This is a genomic window from Microbacterium sp. CH1 (genome assembly GCF_001595495.1).
Classification (GTDB): domain Bacteria; phylum Actinomycetota; class Actinomycetes; order Actinomycetales; family Microbacteriaceae; genus Microbacterium.
Genome location: NZ_LOSO01000015.1, coordinates 547,066 through 566,099 on the forward strand (window position 1 = coordinate 547,066; position 19,034 = coordinate 566,099).

A 19,034-nucleotide genomic window follows, 5' to 3' on the forward strand; every position below is an offset into this window, starting at 1 on the left:
CGGGGGTCGTTGGGGTGCGACGGGCGTCGGTGCCGCGGGTCGTGGGTGGGGTGCGGGGGGCTTGCCGGGAAGCGGCGAATTCCGGCGGCGGCATGCTGTGCGGATGGTGTTGTGATGGGGAGGGTTGATCGCGCGTCTGTTCGTGTGCAGGAGGAGTCCTTCGCGCGTACTGGAATATCGCTCTGAACAGGGGTAATCAGGCCTCGCAATGTCGGTGGCCCTCTGTTGAATCGTCGTATGGAAAGCACCCCGGCAGCGGTTCTCGACGACACGGTCGTCGCTCTCGACGGCGTGCTGCAGTCCGGCACCGTGGGCGCTCTCGATGCCGGGGCGATGATGCACCTGCTGCGGGTCGCGGGCGAGATCCAGCGACGCGTGGAGGCCGTGGTCGTGGAGGCGGTCGCGAGCGTCGATCCGCGTCCGGCGGGGTCGGGGGAGCCGGCCTTCTGCGGCCGGTTCGGCTGTCGCTCGATGAACGAGCTGCTGCAGCGGGTGCTCCGCACCGACGGAGCGTCCGCCGCGCGGGTGGTGAAGGCCGCGCGGTTGGTGCGACGAGAGGTCGACCTCTCCTCCGGGGAGTGGCTTCCCGCACGGTGGCCGGCGCTGCGCGAGGCCCTCCTCGACGGGGCGCTCGGCGTGACCGGGCTCCTGGCCGCGACCGGGCCGATCGAGCAGGCCGGCCCTCGCGTGCGCCTCGCCGACCGCTGGGAGGCGGACGCGTACCTGGCGGAGGTCGCGCGTGGTGAGGAGAGCGACGACGGCGAGAACAGTGATGACGCCGAGAACAGTGATGACGCCCAGAACGAGCCCGGTCCGGCGCCGACGCCCGAGGAGCTGCGAGTGCGGGCGCAGCTGATCGTGCAGTACCTCGACCCCGACGGCGCGGAGCCCGCGGAAGACATCGCGCTGCGAGCGCGGGGTGTGGTGCTGGGGCGCGCCAAGGACGGCGTGATCCCGGTCCGGGGCGCACTGCTGCCCGAGGTCGCGGGGCAGCTGCAGCGGATCTGGGACGCGTATCTGAACCCGAAGGTCGACGGTCCGCCGCTTCCCGGCGTGCACTTCGTCCCGTCCGCGGAACTCGATGCCGAGCGGCGGGACTCCGCGGTGTCCCCCGACGACGACGTGCTCCCGGCCGGCGATCCCGGCGGAATGGTCGACGGCCGCACGCGGGCACAGAAGCAGCACGACGCGCTCGCGGCGGCCCTGGGGACCGCGGCTCGTCACGACGACATGCCGCGGCTGGGTGGTGCCGCGCCGACACTCGTGGTCACGGTCGCCGCCGAGGACTACGTCTCGGGGCGCGGCTGGGCGCGGGTCGAGGGCATCGAGACGCCGGTGTCGACGCGGGTCGCTGCGCACACGGCGTGCGGAGGGACGGTCCAGCGGGTCGTGCTGGGGGCCGGCGGGAGGATCGTCGGGCTCGGGTCGAGCGACCGGATCTTCACCCCCGCGCAGCGCCGGGCGATCGGCGTGCGGGACGGTGAGTGCCTGATCCCCGGGTGTCACGTCCCCGCCGCCTGGTGCGAGATCCACCACGTCACGGAGCACGCGCACGGGGGTCCGACGCACACCGACAACGGGGTCGCGCTGTGCTGGCACCATCACCGCACCCTGGACACCTCGGGGTGGCAGATCCGCATGCGAGAGGGAGTGCCGCAGGTGCGAGGGCCGGCGTGGTGGGATCCGAGGCGACGATGGCGCACGCCGCGCCCGGCGCCTCCCGGCTCCACCCACCGGACGGGGGCCCGATTCGCTCACGCGGGACCGGCTCGGGAGCGCATCCTTCGCGCGGGGACATCTCCGGCGCGCTCCGCGACAAGTGCGGCGGGAAGGGCCGACCGAGAATGAGAAGAAGACCGGCGTCCGCGCCGTGACCCGCTCGAAGGAGAGACACCGATGTCCGATTCCGCCGTTCCCGTAGCCGTCGACTCCGGATCCGCCGATTCCGCGGCGTCCGCCGCTGCGGCGCTGCTCGACCGCATCCAGGCCCCGCAGGGCGAGGGGCGCGAGATCCCCGACGCCGCGACACGGGAGGTCATCGGACGCGCGCCCGTGGCCACCGTCTCCGACCTCGACGACGCCATCGCCCGCGCGAAGGCCGCGCAGCCCGCGTGGGAGGCGCTCGGGCACGAGAAGCGGAGCGCACTCCTCCTGGCCGCGGCCGACGCCATCGACGCGAACGCCGAGGGGCTCGCCTACCTCCTGTCGCGGGAGCAGGGGAAGCCGCTGAACGGCCCCAACGCGCGGTTCGAGCTCGGCGCCTGCTCGGCCTGGCTGCGCACCAACGCCACGACCGTCCTGGAGCCGCAGGTGCTCGTCGACGACGAGACGCTGCACGCCGAGCTCGTCTATAAGGCGGCCGGTGTGGTCGGCGCCATCGGGCCGTGGAACTGGCCGCTCATGATCACGATCTGGCAGATCGGTCCGTCGCTGCGCATGGGAAACACGGTCGTCGCGAAGCCCAGCGAGTACACCCCGCTGAGCGTGCTGGCGATGCTCGCCGTGATGAACGATGTGCTGCCCGCCGACGTCCTCATCGGCGTCTCCGGCGGCCGCGAGGTGGGCGCCCGCCTCGCCTCGCACCCCGACATCGCCAAGATCATGTTCACCGGCTCCACCGCGACCGGGCGCCGCATCATCGAGAGCTCCGCGGGCAACCTCGCCCGCCTCACGCTCGAATTGGGCGGCAACGACGCGGGCATCGTGCTCCCCGGCACCGATCCCTCCGCGATCGCGGAAGACCTCTTCTGGGGGGCGTTCATCAACACCGGACAGACCTGCGCCGCCATGAAGCGCCTCTACGTGCACGACTCCGTGTACGACGAGGTCGTGGACGCGCTCGCCGCGATCGCCGCGCAGGTGCCGATGGGCAACGGGCTCGACGAGGGCAACGTGCTCGGACCGCTGCAGAACCGCCCGCAGTTCGACATCGTCCGTCGCCTCGTCGACGATGCGCGCAGTCGCGGCGCCCGGATCGTCACGGGTGGCGAGCCGGCCACCGAGCTCGGCGAGCTGTTCTACCGGCCCACCATCGTCGCCGACATCGACAACGACGCGGCACTCGTGCAGGAGGAGCAGTTCGGTCCCGCGCTTCCCGTCATTCGCTACAGCGACGTCGACGAGGCCTTCGCGCTCGCGAACGCGCTCGACGTGGGCCTCGGCGCCTCGGTGTGGGCGAGCGACCCGGAGGAGGCCCGCGCCGTCGCCGCGCGCATGCAGTCCGGCACGGTGTGGATCAACTCGCACGGCGGGCTGCACCCGATGGTGCCGTTCGGCGGCGTGAAGAGCTCGGGCTACGGGCTGGAGTTCGGCGTCGAGGGGCTCAAGTCCGTCGCCGTCACCCAGGTCGTCTCCGGACCCGGCCGGAAGGCGTGAGCGTGACCGCGGCGAACAACGGCGCGGTGCGCTCCGCCATCGTCGTCGGTGCCGGTACGTCGGGCGCCATCGTCGCGCGGCGTCTCACCGACGCCGGTGTCGCGGTGACGCTCGTCGAGGCGGGTGGCTATGACACGAACCCGGCCATCCACGACCCCTCGCGGGCGGGCGAGCTCTGGCACTCTGCCGAGGACTGGGACTTCTTCACCGTGCCGCAGCCGCACGCGGCCGGTCGTCGGCTGCATCTTCCTCGCGGCAAGGTCACTGGTGGGTCTCACGCGCTGAACGCCATGATCTGGGTGCGCGGCGCGGCCTCCGACTACGACGCGTGGGAGGCGGCCGGCGCGACCGGATGGGGCTGGGCCGAGGTCGAGCCGATCTACGACGCGATCGAGAACGACCTGCTGCCCGTGACCGACGACTACGCGCTCGCACCCATCCAGGCTTCGATCATCGACGCCGCCGTCGAGGAGGGGCTGCCGCGCAACCCGAACTACAACGGGGGCACGCTCGACGGGGTCTCGCAGGAGCAGGTCACGATCACGGACGGCCGCCGCGTCAACACCTGGACCGCCTATGCGCAGCCCGTCGCCGACCGGATGACGATCCTCACCGGTCGCGCCGTCCACTCCGTGATCGTGCGCGCCGGTCGTGCGGTCGGCATCCGGCTGGGGGAGGGGGACGACGCCGAGGAGGTCTTCGCGGACCAGGTCATCCTCTCGGCGGGAGCACTCGGCACGCCCGTCATCCTGTTGCGCTCGGGCATCGGTCCCGCCGCTGAGCTGAGTGCCCTCGGCATCCCCGTCGTGCACGACGCCCCCGCTGTCGGCAAGAACCTGCACGACCACCTCCTGTCGCCGGTGATCTTCGCGACGGAGAAGAAGCCCGTCGGCCCGCCGCAGCCGGGGGTCTCCGTCACGCAGAGCCACCTGTTCTGGCGCAGCCGCGACGGCCTCGCGCAGCCGGACACGCAGCCCATCCACTTCTCGGTCCCGATGTGGGGAGAGCTCGAACCGAAGGGCACCGACGGGTTCACGCTCATGGCGGGTCTCGTGACGCCGTACAGCCGCGGCGAGCTGCGCCTCACCGGTCCCGGCCTCGACGACCTGCCGCACATCGACCTGGCGGCGCTGGAGGATCACCGGGACGTCGATGCCCTGGCCGCTTCCGTGCGCCAGTGCCGCCGCATCGGCGCACAGCCCGCGCTCGCCGAGGAGTGGGGTGCGGTCGAGGTCTACCCCGGGCCGGACGTGGCGGACGACGACGTGGAGGAGTGGGTGCGCCGCACCGCCATCACCTATCACCACCAAGTCGGCACCTGTCGCATGGGCTCCGACCCGGAGTCCGTGGTCGATCCGCAGCTCCGGGTGCGCGGGATCGAGGGGCTCCGAGTGATCGACGCCTCGGTCATGCCGACTGTGCCCACCGGCAACACCAACGCGCCCGCGGCCATGATCGGCGAACGCGGCGCACGGTTCCTCCTCGCGGACTGAGGGAGGGCGGCGAGGGGACGCGGGGCGTTCACGGCATCTGTCGCGTTCGCCCCGCGCTCCTGCGGGTCAGCGCGTGAGCAGCGTCACGGCCACGAGCGCGAGGGCGACGAGACCGAAGCCGGTCGCGAACACCGTCAGCGCGAGCGGGAGCGCGCCGCCCGGCAGCGGCCCGCGCGCCCGGGCGGTGAGCACCGCGGTCGTCCGGCGCTGCCGACGGCGCGCGGCGATCCAGAGCAGCGCCGCCGTGCCGACGCCCAGCACGCCCGGGACGAGGCCCCACGCCTCGGCGCCGGTCGGCAGCACGAGGGGGAATACCCGCAGCGACAGCAGCGAGCCGACCGCGATCGCGAGGGCCGTGCGCCGCCAGGCCAGCTCCGTCCGCTCCGGCTGCAGCCCGGGATCGTACAGATCGGGCGCCGAGGTGTCGGGCACCGGAGTATCGGGGGCGGTCATCGGCAGGGCTCCGTCAGCGCCACAGCACCCCGGCGAGGACGAGCAGCCCCGTCGTCACGACGACCACGGCGAGCACCACCGCCGACAGCGCGCCGGGCAGTGGTCGTCCCTGCCGGAGGGCGCGTTCGGCCCGCATCCACTCGAACCAGGCGAGCGGCGCCACGGCCGTGCCGGCGACCATCAGCAGCAGCGAGGCGGCCAGCCGGAAGCCGGGGTGCAGGTCGAGGCCGAGGACCTCGAGCGCGACGCCACCCGCGATCAGTGCCAGGCCGGTCCGGGTCCAGGCCAGGAACGTGCGCTCGTTGGCGAGGGAGAAGCGGGGATCGGGCTCGTCCCCGACCCGGTAGACGGAGGCGGGGAAGCGGCGCATGCGCCCATCGTACGGCGTGGCGCGCTCAGCGCTCGTGCACCGCGCGCCCGGCGAACCACGTCGAGACGACCTCGGTGTGCACGATCTCCTCCGCCGGTCCGCCGATCGCATCCCGTTCCAGGATCACGAAGTCGGCGGACTTGCCGGGGGTCAGGGAACCGGTCTCCGCGCCGAGCCCCATCGCCGTCGCGGCGTTGATCGTGAAGACCTCCAGCGCCTCCTCGGCCGAGATCGCCTGCTCCGGCCACAGCGTGCCTGCGGCGCGGCCCAGCGGATCGGCCCGTGTCACCAGCCCCTGCAGGCCCTCGAGCGTGTTCGGCGACTCGCTCACCGGCCAGTCCGAGCCGCCGGCCACGAGAGCTCCGGCGTCGAGGAGGGCACGGTTGGGCTGGGAGTGCTCGGCACGCTCTCCCAGCACGTCCGCCAGCGCCTGGGGGATGACGCCCGGGTACCAGATGAACGGGGAGATGTCGGCGGAGACGTCGAGCGCCGCGAGGCGGGGGATGTCGCCCTCCGCGAGGAACTGCCCGTGCGCGATCTGCACCGGTGTCGTGAAACCCTCCGCGCGCAGGCGCTCGGCGGCATCGAGCACGAGGCGTGCGGACCCGTCGCCGGTGCAGTGCACCTTGGCCCCGAGACCGCGGGTGGCGACGGCCCGCAGCCAGTCGGTGAGCTCGTCGAGGGTCATAGTCGACTCGCCATGGAAGTGCGCCCCGTGCACCGGACCCGCGGGATACGGGTCGAGGAAGGAGGCGGTGCGTGCGGGCGGCACGCCGTCGAGGAAGATCTTCACGAAGTCCGGGCGATGGTGCGGCGTGCGGAACTCCTCGCCCCGGTCGAGGAGGGGAGCGCCGATGGGGTCGAACCCGAAGATCTCGTCGTTGATGAGGAGCGAGGAGACCACCCAGGCGTGCAGCTCGTCGGCGCGGTCGAGCCCGGCGAGTGCGGCGAGGATGTCGACGGACACCCCCGCGTCCTGGAACGCCGTGATCCCGAAGGAGTTCAGCAGCTCGATGCCACGGCGGGACGCGGCGGCATGCTGCTCCGGGGTGAGTCCGCCGCTGCGGTCGTACGCCTCCTGCACCGGGATGCCCGCGGCCTCCAGGAGCACGCCGGTGGGCGTGCCGTCGTCGGGGTCGAGCAGCGTGACCCCGGAGGTCGGGATGCTGGCCGCCGTGATGCCGGCGAGCTCCAGGGCCCGGGTGCTGGCCCAGCGGTTGTGGCGGGAGTCCTCCATGAGCGCCACCGGCCGTCCGCCCGCCGCCTCGTCCAGCCGGCGCCGCGTGGCGGTGTTCGCGAGGGTCGGCAGCAGGGTCGTGGCCACGGCGCCGCCGACGATCCACGCGTCCTCGGGCAGCGCCTGCGCCTTCTCCCGCACCCGGTCGAGCATCTCGTCGAGCGTGAGGGAGGGGGCGAGCGACAGTTCGAAGAGCTCGGTCCGTCCGGCGAGCGCGTGGTGGTTGTGCACGTCCACGAAGCCGGGGTAGACGGCCGCGTCGCCGACCTCGACGACCCGCGTGCGGCGGCCCCGGAACGCCTCCACGTCGGCGCGGTCGCCGACGGCGAGGATCCGTCCGTCGCGCACCGCGAAGGCCTCGGCGCGCGGACGGGCGCGGTCGGACGTGCGGATCACGGAGCCGGTGACGAGGAGGTCGGCGACGTCGGTCATGTCAGGCGTCTCCGAAGGTCGCGGGCTCGAGCGCGGGCGTGTGGTGGGTGGTCGACAGCAGGCGGCCGTGCGCGCCGAACGTGAAGTGCGTCGGCACCTCGCCCGTCTCGTCCAGACCGAACAGCACGCCGTGGGAGCGGATCGCGTTCACGTCTCGGTGGTCGGCGATCGTGACCGAGGCGCACGGGATCACCTTCTCGCGCCACGCGAAGATGTAGATCCCGGGGCGCACCTCCCACACGCTGTTCTCGTCGGTGTCGGCGAGCCCGCGCTCCGGACCCGCCAGGCACTGCCACGAGTACCAGCGCGGGGAGAGGTACACGTGCTCGTAGGCGTGCTCCTCGCTGTAGACCCACTCCACGCGGCGCCCGATGAGCGTGGTCGCGGGGGCGGCCTCGGTGCCGGTGACGTCGGCGCCCTCGATGGTGCCGGGGGCGAAGTGGTGCTGCACCCGGGTGCGGCCCTGCTCGGGCGCGGGGAGGATCTCGGAGATCACCGCGAGGGAGCGTCCGTGCCGCAGGTCGAGCACGAGCGAGACGGCCTCGTTCGGGAGGTAGCGGTGGTGGAACTGCACGAAGTAGAGCTCGTCGTCGACCTCGAACGCCTCGTAGTCGTCGGTGTCGGACGCCGCCTCGGTCGGGTCCTCGGCGCCGGGCTGGTACTCCCAGGCCACCGTCGAGTTGTCGAAGCGGTGGACGATGCGGGTGCCGCGGGCGTCGACGACGGCGACCTCACGACCGCTCAGGGCGGTGCTGTGCGGGGCCTTGTTGGCGTCGAAGCCGGGGGCGAGCCCTTCCAGCGGCAGCCAGGTGGAGGTGTCGGCGGGGTTGAGGGTCGTCATGGGGTTTCCTTCCTTCGGAGAACGGGGTCGGCGCGGGCGTCAGCGGTCGCTGAACCGCTCCAGATCGGTGGCGAGGCCGTCGTAGACGGCGGGCTTGGCACGGCGGAGGTACGCGGCGTAGACGATGCCGCCGATCAGCGCGAGCACGAGCAGGAGCGGCATCAGGCGGATCGCGAGCTCCTCGGAGCCGGCCACGATGTTGAAGTTCACGATCGCCAGGATCGAGATGGCCGCGATGCCGAGGAAGCCGATGCCCGGAGCGATGAAGGTGCTCCACCACCGCGGGTCGTTCCGGCGCCGGAAGTACACGACGATCGAGATCGCCGCGAGTCCCTGCAGGATCAGCACGCTGAGGGTGCCGAAGCCGAGCATCGCGGGCACGAGCGTGACGATGGGATCGGCGCCGGCGAGGGCGAACAGGATCGCCACGATCGCCGCGAAGCCCGCCTGCACGATGCCCGCGAGCTGCGGGGCGCCGTTCGCGCGGGTGCGGGCGAGGGCCTGCGGGAGGATCTTCGCGCGGCCCAGCGAGTACAGGTAGCGGGTGGCGGAGTTGTGGAAGGCGAGCATCGCCGCGAACAGGCTCACCAGGAGCAGCACCATCATCACGGTCGTGAGCGGTCCGCCCAGGTACTGCTGCGAGAGCGAGAAGATGAGGTCGCCCGTGGGCAGGTGCTCCAGCGCCGTGGCCTGGGCCTGCGCGACGCCGGTCGCGCTCACCACGGCCCAGGTCGTGACGCCGAGGATCACGCCGATCGCGATGATCGAGGTGTAGGTCGCCCGCGGGATCGTGCGCAGCGGCTGCTTGGCCTCCTCGCTGAAGAGCGCGGTGGCCTCGAACCCGAGGAAGCCGGTCGCCGCGAGCAGCAGGCCGATGAGCAGCGAGCCGGAGAACACGGCCTCCGGGCTGAACGCGGCGATGTCGTAGCCGGTCTGCACGAGCACCGAGATGTCGAACACGACGAGCATGAGCACCTCGAGCACGAGGCACACCCCGAGCACCTTCGAGCTGAAGTCGACGCCGATCCGGGCGAGCACGAAGCACACGACGATCGACAGCAGGCCCCAGACGAGCCAGTGCACGTCGAGCCCGGTGAGGTCGCGGATGATCGTCTGCATGAAGAAGCCGCTGGTGCCGATCGTGCCGACCACGAAGAAGTTGTAGCCGAGCGTCGCGATGAGGCCCGCGACGAGTCCGCCGGTGCGGCCGAGGCCCTTCACGACGAAGGCGTAGAAGCCTCCGGCGTTCACGAGCTGCTTCGACATCTGGGCGTAGCCGATCGCGAACAGCAGCAGGATGGCCGCGACGAGGAAGAACGACATCGGCGTGCCGCCGCCGTTGCCCAGTGCGATGGCGAGGGAGGCGACGACGACGATCCCGGTCAGCGGCGCGACGGCGGCCAGGACGAGGAAGACGATGCCCGCGACACCGAGGGCGCCGGGGCGGAGGGAGGTGTGGTGCGGCGTCGTGGGTGCGGAGGTCTGCTCTGCCACGTCGGCTCCTTTGCTCGGGTGACGGCCGTGTGGACACGGCATCGACGACGAGGGGAATCGTCGATAGAGCGAGTCTGCTCGCCGCCCCGTTCCGACGCTTGACCGTGAGCGAAGGACGATGGTGCCACCGCGCACACCCCGGCGTCGAGCGTGCGGGCACTCCGCACCGCGGAGCAGGATGACCGGGACGACACCGCTGTCTCGTCGGCGCCGCGCGGCGCCGGGCCGCGGTCGGAGGATGCGATGGACCTGCAGCTCGACGGCACGACCGCCCTCGTCACGGGGGCTGCCTCCGGCATCGGTCGTGCCGTCGCCCGGGCGCTCGCCGCCGAGGGGGTGCGGGTCGCGCTGCTCGACCGGGACGCCGCCGCGCTCCGGGACGCGGCGGGGGAGGCCGGCATCGATCCGGTGCTGCTCGCCGCCGACGTCACGGACGAACAGCAGGTGGCTGCCGCGGTCGACTCCGGTGTCCGCGCGCTGGGCGGTCTCGACGCGGTGGTCTGCTGCGCCGGGATCTCCGGCCCGGTCGGGACGCCGATCGAGGAGACCCGCCTGGAGGCGTGGAACCGCGTCCTCGCCGTGAACGTCACCGGCGCGTTCCTCGTGCTCAAGCACGCGATCCCGGCGCTCCGGGAGTCCGCCGCCGGATCCGTCGTGCTGCTCGCGAGCGACTCGGCTGTCGTGGCCTCGCCGGGCATGGCCCCCTATGCCGCGTCGAAGGCCGCGCTCGTCCAGTTCGGGCGGGCGCTGTCGGTCGACCTCGCGGGCACCGGGGTGCGGGTGAACGCGGTGTCACCGTCCATCGTCGACACCCCGATGAGCCGGGGCGACCTCGGCGCCGCGGCGTTCGTCGAGCCCGCCTTCCCCGTGCAGAGCGCCGACGAGGTCGCCGTGCACGTCGCCTACCTCCTCTCCCCGCGGAGCCGGGCGGTCAACGGCACCACCCTCCTCAGCGACTTCGGGTACACCGCCCGGTCGGGATTCCCCGCCTGACGCACCCGCGTCCGGCCCCACCGCGCACGCGCGCAGAACACACAGGAGCACACATGGCAACCGTGGTCGGATCGAGCGTCTCCGGACGCGTCGTCGTCATCACCGGAGGCGGCACGGGCATCGGCGCGGCGGTCGCGGAGCGGTTCGCAGCCGAAGGGGCGCACGTCGTCGTGGTGGGCCGCCGCCCCGAGCCGCTGCACGAGGTCGAGCAGGCCGTCGGGGCCTTCCCCGTCGTCGCGGACGCGGCGGACACCGCGTCGGCACAGGCCGCGATCGCCGAGATCCTCGCGCGGTTCGGCCGCATCGACGTCCTCGTCGCGAACGCCGGGGGGCACGGGTTCTCCCCGGTCGCCGAGACCGACGACGCGAGCTGGGACGCCGCGATCCGCGCCAACCTCAGCACCGCGTTCGTGATGGCGCGGGAGGCGCTGCCGGCGCTGATCGAGGCCAAGGGCCAGATCGTGGTCGTCTCCTCGCTGGCCGGGCTCTTCGCGGGGCCGTCGGTGGCCGGATACACGGTCGGCAAGCACGCCCTCATCGGCCTCACCCGGACGCTCGCGCGCGACTACGGGCGCCACGGCGTGCGCGTCAACGCGATCTGCCCCGGGTGGGTGCAGACGCCGATGGCCGACGAGGAGATGGACGAGTTCGCGGCGCACGCCGGTCTCGGCTCCCGCGAGGAGGGCTACGCGACGGTCACCGCCGACGTGCCGCTGCGCCGCCCGGCGCGTCCCGCCGAGATCGCCTCGGTCGTGCGGTTCCTCGGGTCGGGGGAGTCGTCGTACGTCACCGGCGCCGTGATCGTCGCGGACGGCGGGTCGCACGTGGTCGACGTGCCGACCATCGCCTTCGACCACGCCGGGATGTAGCGCCGGGTCAGGCGGGTCAGGGGCGAGGGGCGGTTCCGGCCCGCGCGTCAGTCGATGCGGAGCTCGAAGCCCTCGTCGGTCGGGACCACGGCGACGTGCGTGAGGTCGTCGACGTGCACGGTCGGGGCGTGGGCGCCGGCGTGCGGGCCGATGCCGATCACGCGCATGCCTGCCGCGTGGGCGGCCTGGATGCCGGCGCCGGAGTCCTCGAACACGACGCAGTCCCCGGGGTCGATGCCGAGGGTGCGGGCGGCGAGGAGGAAGCCCTCCGGATCGGGCTTCGAGGCCGAGACGTTCTCCGCCGTGACAGCGAGCTCGGGGACCGTGAGCCCGGCCTGGCCCATCCGCGCGGTCATGAGGGCGACGTTGGCGGAGGTGACCACCGCGTGCGGGAACGGCTGCAGCGCGGCGAGCAGCTCTTCGGCGCCCGGGATGCCGATCACACCGTCCACGTCGGAGGCCTCGGTGGCGAGCATGACCTCGTTCTCGCGGAGGTTGATCGCGTGGTCGCGCTCGGGGAGCAGGATCGCCATGCTCTGGTGCCCCTGACGCCCGTGGACGGTGCGGAGCACGGTCTCCGGGTCGATCCCGTGCGGCTCCGCCCAGGCGAGCCAGAGGCGCTCCACGACGGCGGTCGAGTCGACAAGGGTCCCGTCCATGTCGAGGAGGGCGGCGCGGGCGTGGAGGATCTCGGTCACTCCCTCAGGCTAACCCCCACGCCGCCGACCCACCCCCTTTCGCGTGCCCCGGCCCCCTGCGAACGCGCGCAAGGGGCCGGGAGGAACGCAACGGGGTGGGTCGACGGGGAGTCAGCCCCCGAGGTAGGCGCGGTGGAGGAGGGCGGGGTCGTCTTGGAGGGCCTGCGGCGCACCCTGGAACGACACGCGGCCGCCGGCGACGACCACCGCCTCCTGCGCGAGACCGAGTGCGAGCTGCGTGAACTGCTCCACCAGCAGCACCGCCACCCCGGACTCCGCGATCGAGGACACGATCGGCATCAGGCGCAGGAACACCACCGGCGCGAGACCCAGGGACATCTCGTCGATGAGCAGCACCCGGGGCTTCGCCGCGAACGCCCGCGCCAGCACCACCATCTGCTGCTCCCCACCCGACAGCAGTGCCGTGGGGGAGTCGATGCGCTTCTCCAGCTCCGGGAACTGCGCCAGCACGGCCTCGATCTCCCCGGCGGTGCGCGCCGTGAGGGAGAGGTTCTCGCGCACGGTGAGCGACGGGAACACGGCCCGCCCCTGCTCGATGTGCACGATGCCGCGCCGGGCTCGCGCCACGCGGGAGAGCCGGTCGATCGGCTCCCCGTCCAGCAGGATCGACCCCGCCGAGTGCGGCGTCACGCCGGACACGGCCTCGATCAGGCTCGTCTTGCCCGCCCCGTTGGGGCCGACCAGGGCCAGGACCTCGCCGCCGGCGACCCGCAGCGAGACGTCCGAGATGACAGGCCCGGCGCCGCGGCTCACCGTGACGCCGTCGAGCACCAGTGCGCTCATTTCAGCAGCTCCGTCTCTCCCATGTACGCCTTGACGACGTCGGGGTTCGCGAGGACCTCCGCCTGCGGGCCGCTCGCCAGGACGCGGCCGAAGTCGAGGACCGTGAGGGTCGGGCACACCGAGCGGACGAGGTCGAGGTCGTGCTCGATGATGATGAGGGCCACGCCGTAGCGCCCCGGGAGCTCGCGCAGGCGAGCCGCGAGAGCCAGATGCTCCTCGTGCGAGAGGCCGGCGGCGGGCTCGTCGAGGATGAGCAGGCGCGGGCGGGCGGCGACGTTCGCCGCGACCTCGACGAGCCGCCGGGTGCCGACGTCGACGCTCGAGAGGCGCGCCCGGGCCGGAGGGCACCCGAAGAACGCGAGGACTTCGTCGATGTCCGCCGCGGCGAGCCGCCGCCTGGCCACGAAGCGCACGTAGCCGCCCACGGTCAGCGCCGGAGGGACGCGGTCCTGCTGGAAGGTCCGTCGCAGTCCGAGTCGCGCACGTCGGGTGGGGGAGAGCCCGGCGAGGTCGCGGTCGCCGAGGAGCACGCGGCCCTCGTGCTGGGGGAGGAAGCCGCTGATGGCGTCGACGAAGGTCGACTTCCCGGCGCCGTTCGGCCCGATGAGCCCCATGATCGAGGCGGCGGGCACCGTGAACGAGACGTCGTCGAGGGCCTTGAGCGCACCGAACTGCACGGTCAGGCCGTCGACCGTGAGCACCGGGGCGCCGTCGAGGGCAGCCTCGTCGACGGTGGCCGTCGTGGTCGTGGTGATCGCCGTCGCATCGGTTCCCGCGTCCGGCGGGAGCGCCGTGAGCTCCGCGGTGGCCGTGCGCCGGTCGGCCCGCCGGTACAGGAGGTTGCGGATGCCCTGGCCGAGGTTCGTGCCGCTCGTGAGCGCCTGCACCCCCAGCACGCCGAACACGACGAAGCCCCAGTCCTGCGGCACGCCCCAGCGCTTGAGCAGTTCCGGCACGAGCACCCAGAGCAGTCCGCCGAAGATGGCCATGTCGATGAGGTGCGCGCCGGACATGATCGCCAGCACGTACAGGGCGAGGGACTGCAGCGGTGTGAAGCTCGAGGCGAAGGGGAGCTGCACCTGTCCGGCGAGCAGCCCGCCGGAGATGCCGCCGAGGGCCGCCGACACCGCGAACGCCGTGAGCTTCGCGGTGCGCACGCTCTGCCCGGCCGCGGCCGTGCCCCGCTCGGAGAACGCGACGGCCTTCCAGCTCGCGCCCCACCGTCCGCGCTGCAGGAAGAACACCGCCAGGCCGCAGACGGCGAGCACGACGATGGAGAGGAAGAAGAACTCCCGGTCGCTCCCGAACAGCGCCGGCCGCTCGATCGCGATGCCGTCCGCGGAGCCGGGGAACTGGATCTGCACGAGCGTGACGTCGGCCGCCGCGGCGAAGCCGAGCGTCACCACCGCGAGGTTCACCCCGCGCAGCCGCAGGGCGGGGAGCCCGACGAGGATGCCGACGAGACCGGCCGCGACACCGCCGAGCACGAGCCAGACGAGGAAGCCGCCCGGCGCCTGCATCACGTTCAGCAGCGAGACGATCCACGCCCCGACCGCAGCGAACGTGAGCTGGCAGAGGGCGATCATCCCGGCCGAGCCGGTGACGATGCCGAGGCCGAGGATCGCGATCGCGGCCGTGACGGCGCTGATCGCGAGGAAGACGAAGTAGCCGGGAAGGGCGGCGCTGAGGAGCGCGCCCACGCCGATGCCGACGGTGGCGACGGCGAACGGCCAGGTGATCCGGAACCAGGGGCGGTCAGCGAGCGGCATCCCACACCTCCTTGCGTTGCGTCCAGAGCAGCAGGACGACGATGAACAGGAACGGCAGGAAGTTGCGCACGAGCGCCACTTCGTCGATCTGCGCGACGAGTCCGCCGAGGACGCCGAGGAGCAGCCCGCCGACGACGGCGAGGTCGAGTCGGCGGAACCCGCCGAGGAGCGCGGCCGCCGCAGCCGGGACGATGAGCATGGACAGGCTCGTGGCGTCGTTCGACTGCGAGGGCGCGACGATGATGATCGCGATGGCGCTGATGATCCCGGTGACGAACCAGACGGCGATCGACAGCGGCCGGGAGCGGATGCCGAGCAGCTCCGCGGTGGTGGGCCGCTCCGACAGTGCGCGCAGCTGGGTGCCGATCCGGGTGCGGCGCAGCACGAGGCGGACGGCGACGGCGGTGACGACGGCCATCGCCACCGTCGCGACGGTGACCTGACTGATCACCACGCCGCCGAAGGAGAACGCGGGGCCGGCGATGATCGGGGTGAAGGGCTGCGGCTTGTTGCCGAACAGGATGAACGACAGCGAGATGAGCAGCAGGAGCGGGCCGACCGTCATGGCCGAGCGGGTCGTCGTCGAGGCCTCCGACAGCCAGGTCGCGGCGATGAACCCGATGGCCGCGGCGAGCACGCCCGCGACGAGGACGCCGAGGATCGAGCCCAGCCAGATGGGCAGCCCGATCTCGCGGACGAACCACACGGCGGTGAACGCGCCGAACATTCCGGTCGCGGCCTGGGCGAAGTTCACCACGCGCACGAGGCGCGACATGAGGGTGAGGCAGACGCCGAGGACGGCGTAGAGGCCGCCGGCGGCGAGACCGGCGATGGCGCCTTGGAGCATGAGGCGTCCTTTCTGGTGAGGGGGCCTTCGACAGGCTCAGGGACCCAGATGTGGGTTGCTGAGCCTGTCGAAGCGCGGGACTATTCGCCGATCCGGAGCCAGTCGTCGGCGACCTTCTCCCAGGCGTTCGTGCCCGACTTCAGGATGATCGGCCAGCCCGCGGTGTTCTGCGTGCCGAAGGCGTAGGGCGTCCCCACCATCGGGTTCTCGATCGGGTCCATGCCCTTCAGCGCCTCGGAGACGCTCTCCCGGGTGATGTCGCCGTCGATGCTCTTCAGCACCTCGATGAAGTACGTCGCCGCGAGGTAGCCGCCCTGGCTGAACGAGGTGAGCGGGATGTCGTTCTCCTCCATCAGCGCCCGCCAGTCCGCGTTGATGTCGCTGTCGTCCGTGAACGGGTAGAACTCGGCGGGGACGTAGATGCCGGCGCCCGCGTCGTCGATCGCGTCGGCGAAGTTCTCGCTGTAGACGCTCGTGAGGTAGAGCCAGGTCACGTCGTCCCAGCCCTGCGCGTTCGCGGCCTTGACCTGTCCGATCGCGTCGGGCTCGACCGGGTTGATCGCGAGGGCCTTGCAGCCCTGATCGCGCGCCTTGACGATGTAGGGCGTGTAGTCGGAGGCGCCGTACGGCACGGTGTCGTCGACGTACTTCGGCTCCTTGCCGGTGATCTCGGTCCAGGTGTCGATCGCCGCCTGGTAGGTCGGGCGGGTGGAGCCGGCGATCTCCAGCAGGATGCAGATGTCGTCGAGTCCGAGCACCTCGGAGCCGTACTGCAGCGTGAGGGTCATGTCGTTGAACGGGCCGACGTTGGCCGGCGAGATGTTCTCGCTGTCGAAGCACCCTGTGTCGACGCCGATGCCGGGCACCGAGAGGATGCCCTCCTGCTCGTAGTACTTCGCGTTGATCTCGCACTCGATGAGGCTCGCGGAGCCCACGAGCGCGACGGCTTCGTCGCTGCCCACGATCTCCCGTGCCGAGGCGGTGGCCGTGGCCGGGTCGCCCTTGTCGTCGAGCATCTTGTACTCGATCTTTCGGCCGTCCAGGCCGCCTTCCTCGTTGAACGCGTCGAAGACGGCGGCGGCCGCCTGCGAGGCCTCCGGGAACGTCGCCGGACCGCTGATCGTGTTCACGGAGCCGACGACGATGGGGGCGCCCTCGTCCCCGGCTCCGTCGCCACCGGCGCAGCCGGCGAGAGCGAGGGCGGCCACGGCGATGACCGCCGCGGTGCCGGATGCTCGTCTGTTCATGTGCTTCCTGCCTCTCCTGTTCGGGTCGTGCTGTCAGCTCGAAGGCTGGGTGTCGGTGCTCGTCGACGGCGCGCGCAGGGCGCGGTTCACGAGCTCCGTGTCGGTGAACTGCTCGAAGGCGACGATCTCGCCGCCCGCCACGCGCCAGACGTGGGCCACCCGGGCGGCGAAGAACCGCCCGGTGCGCTTGTAGGTGCCGGAGTAGGTGCCGATGCCGACCACGACGTCGCCGCCGTCGACGACCTCGTCGATCGCGACGGTGTAGTCGTCCCACTCCTCCTGGATGCGGCCGAAGACGTTCTCGGCGACCGCATCCGGGCCGATGTAGGTCCCGGCGTAGGGGAACCCGGCGGCCTCCGTCCACTCGATGTCGGCCGCGAAGGGCGCGAGCATGCCGTCCAGGTCGCCGCGGTCGTTCGCGGCGTAGTGCTCGCGGATGAGGTCTGCGTTGCTCATGTTCTCTCTTTCGTTCCGGGTCCCCGAGCTTGTCGAAGCTGGGTCCCTGAGCCTGTCGAAGGGTCGAAGGCTGGGTCCCTGAGCCTGTCGAAGGCTGGGTCCCTGAGCCTGTCGAAGGGTCGAAGGGTCGAAGGGTCGAAGGGTCAGACGGGCTGCGCGTCGGGGTAGGCGACGGCGCCCAGGGGGTAGATGTGTCCGCCGGCGCGGGAGTGCTCGGACTCGCCGTCGCCGTTGAGTCCGAGGAAGATCCCCGTCGTCATGAGCTGGTAGCCGAGGTCGTGGAGCCAGACGCTGGCGACCGCGATCCGGAACTCGCGGAAGCAGAAGAGGTAGAGGCCGTCCGCGAACTTCCACACCGTGGAGAGGTCCATGTCGCCGTGACCGCGCTGGACGCCCTCGAGGCACTGCCACGCGTAGCGCTGGCTGGAGACGTAGACGTGCTCGTACAGGTGGTGGGGACTGTAGCGGTAGACGTTCCGCTTGCCGATGAGGTCACGGCTCGGACCGGGGACCTCTCCGGTCGCGGGGCCGGCGTCGGTGGTCGCGGCCCAGAAGTCCTGCCCGACCTGCGGGGTGCCCTCGACGGCTTCCGCCGCGATGCGGGAGCGGATGACGGTGGCGCGGTGGGTCGTGGTGGAGAACACGACGGTGAGGGCTTCGCGCTCGCGGGTCTCGAAGGGGATGTTCACGAAGACGACATCGTCGCGCACGCGGACCGCGTCATACGGGTCGCGTCCCGAGGAGCCCAGCCCCTCCCAGGTCACGGAGTCCTCGTCGAACCGGAGCGCGAGCGTGGTGTCGTCGTCGAGGGTGAGCGTGAGCGCGGTTCCGGGGAGCGTCGTGCTCGGCAGGCGGAAGGTGTCGATGCCCGCGGCGAACTCGTCGTACGTGCGCCATTCGTCCAGAGCGGGGTCGGTGGAGATGTCGGTCATGAGGGTCCTGACGTCGCACACGGCGGGGCCTCGTCGCCCCGGGCACCGCGTCGTCGCGATGCGCTTGCCTCATGCTCCGGCCGGCCCGGGGGAGCCCTCAAGCGCGCGGAGTCCATCCCGCACCGACAGTCAACCGGCGTGCCCTCCCGGGCAAGTCCCGCCCCCGCGGATGCCCCGTACCGGTTCCGTCCCCGCGGCAGCTCCGCCTTCCGGTCACGTCCCCGGATCCGCCCCCAGCCCCGTGCGGGATCAAAAGCGCCCCTGCCGGAAGCATTTGGGGTGCGTTCCTGATCCCGCACGGGCGTCCCGCCTGCGGCCGCCCCGGCGCGGGACGGAAAACGCCCCTGCCGGACGCGGATGGGGTGCCTTTCTGATCCCGCACGCGGGAGTCAGCCGTGTCCTCTGGTGCGCGGGAGCCGCGCCCTCCCGTGCACGGCGTGCCTTTCATCGGAGCGGGATCGAAAGTACCCCTGCCGGACGCGTTTGGCGTGCGTTCCTGATCCCGCACCGGCGTCCCGCGTGCGGCCGCCCCGGTGCGGGACGGGAAACGCCCCTGCCGGACGCGTATGAGGCCCGTTCCTGATCCCGCACCCGAACGCGGTGTACCTCTGGTGCACGGGAGTCGTGTTCTTCCGTGCAGGGCGTGCCGCTCTTCGGTGCGGGGTCGAAAGTGCACCTGCCAAGGGCGTGTGGGGTGCGTTCTTGATCCCGCGCGCGGGGCGGG

At 72.0% G+C, this 19,034-nt stretch carries 17 protein-coding genes; 5 read left to right on the forward strand and 12 right to left on the reverse strand.

Features of this window, described 5'->3' with window-relative positions; all coding sequences use genetic code 11:
• The first annotated feature begins 237 nt into the window (after window positions 1-237).
• The 3 genes from AUV07_RS10945 to AUV07_RS10955 are packed head-to-tail and all read left to right on the forward strand — an operon-like array spanning window position 238 to window position 4,868.
• Complete coding sequence (locus AUV07_RS10945) at window positions 238-1,848, forward strand: HNH endonuclease signature motif containing protein (protein ID WP_062636012.1); 1,611 nt, start codon at window positions 238-240, stop codon at window positions 1,846-1,848.
• 48 nt (window positions 1,849-1,896) lie between these two features.
• Window positions 1,897-3,375, forward strand: coding sequence for an aldehyde dehydrogenase family protein (locus tag AUV07_RS10950; RefSeq protein ID WP_231868243.1), 1,479 nt, complete (start codon window positions 1,897-1,899; stop codon window positions 3,373-3,375).
• Window positions 3,376-3,401: 26 nt separating this feature from the next.
• Window positions 3,402-4,868, forward strand: a complete 1,467-nt coding sequence (locus AUV07_RS10955; protein WP_062636105.1) for a GMC family oxidoreductase — start codon at window positions 3,402-3,404, stop codon at window positions 4,866-4,868.
• A gap of 66 nt (window positions 4,869-4,934) precedes the next feature.
• On the opposite strand, the gene AUV07_RS10960 is transcribed toward AUV07_RS10955, so the two are convergent.
• The 5 genes from AUV07_RS10960 to AUV07_RS10980 are packed head-to-tail and all read right to left on the reverse strand — an operon-like array spanning window position 4,935 to window position 9,695.
• Window positions 4,935-5,321 carry a DUF202 domain-containing protein gene (locus tag AUV07_RS10960; RefSeq protein ID WP_082802918.1) on the reverse strand — a complete coding sequence of 129 codons (387 nt, stop codon included), beginning with the start codon at window positions 5,319-5,321 and terminating at the stop codon, window positions 4,935-4,937.
• A 13-nt stretch (window positions 5,322-5,334) separates the two neighbouring features.
• Window positions 5,335-5,691: a YidH family protein gene (locus AUV07_RS10965; protein ID WP_062636014.1), complete on the reverse strand. Its 357-nt coding sequence runs from the start codon at window positions 5,689-5,691 to the stop codon at window positions 5,335-5,337.
• Window positions 5,692-5,716: 25 nt separating this feature from the next.
• Window positions 5,717-7,360, reverse strand: a complete 1,644-nt coding sequence (locus tag AUV07_RS10970; protein WP_062636016.1) for an amidohydrolase — start codon at window positions 7,358-7,360, stop codon at window positions 5,717-5,719.
• A gap of 1 nt (window position 7,361) precedes the next feature.
• Entirely contained in the window at window positions 7,362-8,201 is an 840-nt protein-coding gene (locus tag AUV07_RS10975; protein WP_062636018.1) for a molybdenum cofactor biosynthesis F family protein, read from the reverse strand.
• A 39-nt stretch (window positions 8,202-8,240) separates the two neighbouring features.
• Window positions 8,241-9,695 (reverse strand): APC family permease, encoded by a 1,455-nt coding sequence (locus AUV07_RS10980; protein WP_062636020.1) that lies wholly within the window; start codon window positions 9,693-9,695, stop codon window positions 8,241-8,243.
• A 243-nt stretch (window positions 9,696-9,938) separates the two neighbouring features.
• On the opposite strand from AUV07_RS10980, the gene AUV07_RS10985 reads away from it, so the two are divergent.
• Window positions 9,939-10,688 (forward strand): SDR family NAD(P)-dependent oxidoreductase, encoded by a 750-nt coding sequence (locus AUV07_RS10985; RefSeq protein WP_062636109.1) that lies wholly within the window; start codon window positions 9,939-9,941, stop codon window positions 10,686-10,688.
• Window positions 10,689-10,741: 53 nt separating this feature from the next.
• On the forward strand, window positions 10,742-11,557 hold the full coding sequence (locus tag AUV07_RS10990; RefSeq protein WP_062636022.1) for an SDR family NAD(P)-dependent oxidoreductase: 816 nt from the start codon (window positions 10,742-10,744) through the stop codon (window positions 11,555-11,557).
• 47 nt (window positions 11,558-11,604) lie between these two features.
• Here the strand turns inward: AUV07_RS10990 and AUV07_RS10995 are convergent, their stop codons facing one another.
• From AUV07_RS10995 to AUV07_RS11025, 7 genes are all read right to left on the reverse strand, one after another.
• Complete coding sequence (locus tag AUV07_RS10995; protein ID WP_082802919.1) at window positions 11,605-12,255, reverse strand: HAD-IA family hydrolase; 651 nt, start codon at window positions 12,253-12,255, stop codon at window positions 11,605-11,607.
• A gap of 111 nt (window positions 12,256-12,366) precedes the next feature.
• Complete coding sequence (locus AUV07_RS11000) at window positions 12,367-13,059, reverse strand: ABC transporter ATP-binding protein (protein ID WP_025103863.1); 693 nt, start codon at window positions 13,057-13,059, stop codon at window positions 12,367-12,369.
• Window positions 13,056-14,828: a branched-chain amino acid ABC transporter ATP-binding protein/permease gene (locus AUV07_RS11005; RefSeq protein ID WP_062636023.1), complete on the reverse strand. Its 1,773-nt coding sequence runs from the start codon at window positions 14,826-14,828 to the stop codon at window positions 13,056-13,058. The genes AUV07_RS11000 and AUV07_RS11005 overlap by 4 nt, the downstream gene beginning before the upstream one ends.
• Window positions 14,815-15,675 carry an ABC transporter permease subunit gene (locus AUV07_RS11010; protein ID WP_062636025.1) on the reverse strand — a complete coding sequence of 287 codons (861 nt, stop codon included), beginning with the start codon at window positions 15,673-15,675 and terminating at the stop codon, window positions 14,815-14,817. The genes AUV07_RS11005 and AUV07_RS11010 overlap by 14 nt, the downstream gene beginning before the upstream one ends.
• A gap of 80 nt (window positions 15,676-15,755) precedes the next feature.
• On the reverse strand, window positions 15,756-16,922 hold the full coding sequence (locus AUV07_RS11015; RefSeq protein ID WP_062636027.1) for an ABC transporter substrate-binding protein: 1,167 nt from the start codon (window positions 16,920-16,922) through the stop codon (window positions 15,756-15,758).
• A gap of 33 nt (window positions 16,923-16,955) precedes the next feature.
• Window positions 16,956-17,378 carry a nuclear transport factor 2 family protein gene (locus AUV07_RS11020; protein WP_025103867.1) on the reverse strand — a complete coding sequence of 141 codons (423 nt, stop codon included), beginning with the start codon at window positions 17,376-17,378 and terminating at the stop codon, window positions 16,956-16,958.
• Window positions 17,379-17,521: 143 nt separating this feature from the next.
• A complete protein-coding gene (locus AUV07_RS11025) occupies window positions 17,522-18,310 on the reverse strand; it encodes a MoaF C-terminal domain-containing protein (RefSeq protein WP_062636029.1) in 789 nt (262 codons plus the stop codon).
• Window positions 18,311-19,034 lie beyond the last annotated feature (724 nt).